The sequence below is a fragment of the Aminivibrio pyruvatiphilus genome (genome assembly GCF_004366815.1).
Taxonomy (GTDB): Bacteria; Synergistota; Synergistia; order Synergistales; family Aminobacteriaceae; genus Aminivibrio; species Aminivibrio pyruvatiphilus.
This window is the reverse complement of sequence record NZ_SORI01000061.1, coordinates 1-1006: the sequence shown is the minus strand read 5'-3', so window position 1 is coordinate 1006 and position 1006 is coordinate 1. Positions and strand designations below refer to the sequence as shown.

At 63.2% G+C, this 1006-nt stretch carries 1 protein-coding gene; it reads right to left on the bottom strand.

The window, feature by feature from the left end:
- Positions 1–1006 (bottom strand): ABC transporter substrate-binding protein (locus C8D99_RS15085; protein WP_133959327.1); only part of this gene is annotated, 1006 nt, incomplete at both ends.

Below are 1006 nucleotides of genomic sequence, written 5' to 3'. Positions count from 1 at the left end.
CCTTGGCGATCAGCACCACGCCATCCTTGTCCACGGGGTTGTGGGTCGCGGGATCCATGGTGATCGTCGCATGGTGCAGCTTCAGGTCCTTCGTCGCCTCAAGGGCGTCACGGATCGCCTTCGGGTCGTCAGATCCGGCACGGGCTATGGCGTCCACAACCCAGTACACCGAGTCATACCCCAGCACTCCGTTCACGAACTCCTTGCATTCGTCGTTCCAGCGCTCCTTGTACTGCGCGAAGAACGGCTGCATGGCAGGATCTTCCGGCGCCACGTGGTTGATCCAGTAGGACCCCTCCATGGCTTCTCCGGCGATCTCCCACATGAACTCGCCGTACCCGTCGCCGCCCACGAACACGATCTCGTTCAGGCCAAGCTCACGGGCCTGCTTCATAATCAGCGCCATTTCCTTGCCCATGTTCGGCAGCACAAGGACATCGGCCGCCTTGTCACGGATCTCCGTCAACTGCGCACGGAAGTCCACGTCCTGGCCGCCCCGGAACCCGAGGTCGGCAACCACCTTGCCGCCGTACTCGCCGTAGCTCGCCATGAAGAACTCCCGAAGTCCCTGGGAGTAGTCGTTACCCACGTCGTACAGGATCGCCGCGTTCAGCTTCTTCAGTTCCTTCGCCGCGAAGAAGGCGATGAGCTTCCCCTGGTACGGGTCGGTGAAGCAGATCCGGAAGGAGTACGGACGGACCGCTCCCTTTTCGTCCACCGTCACCAGCGGATTCGTGGACACGGTCCCCACCTGCGACACGCCGAGACGGTTCACTATGGGCGCCGTGGCGATGTTGATCCCGCTTCCGTTGGCCCCGATGATGGCGACGACCTTGTCCTCCTCGATCATCCGGCGAACCGCGTTCACCGCGTCCTCCGCCCGGGTCCGGAAGTCGTACACCACAAGTTCGATGGGACGGCCCAGCACGCCGCCCTTGGCATTGATCTGCTCCACCGCAAGGCGGGCGGTCTTCTCTTCCGTCTGGCCGTAGGCGGCCCAGTCGCC